Origin of the sequence: Burkholderia sp. SIMBA_051, from assembly GCF_046534915.1 — a bacterium.
In the GTDB taxonomy this organism is placed as follows: domain Bacteria; phylum Pseudomonadota; class Gammaproteobacteria; order Burkholderiales; family Burkholderiaceae; genus Burkholderia; species Burkholderia ambifaria.
Genome location: NZ_JAWRXS010000903.1, coordinates 1 through 236, shown reverse-complemented (window position 1 = coordinate 236; position 236 = coordinate 1). Strand labels below are relative to the sequence as shown.

The 236-nt window shown below is 67.4% G+C and carries 1 pseudogene; it reads right to left on the bottom strand.

Going from position 1 to position 236, the window contains the following annotated elements:
* A pseudogene (locus tag SB771_RS37080) lies at window positions 1–236 on the bottom strand (methyl-accepting chemotaxis protein); the annotation flags it as partial.

Below are 236 nucleotides of genomic sequence, written 5' to 3'. Positions count from 1 at the left end.
CGCCGCGCCGCAGCGCGTCGAATGCGGTGTTCAGGAGCGCGGCGAACGAGGTCGACGAATCGAGAAGCTGTTGCTTCAACGCTTCGTCCTGGCCGGGAAAGAGCGCTGCCGCGCGGAACGCCCTGGTTTCGCGATCCGCTCGGTCCAGCGTGGTCTGCGCGCTTTTGAGCGCGGAGTCGCGCGTCTGTTCGTCATTGCGCTCCTTCAATGCCGAGTAGGCGCGCGTGAGCGCCGCG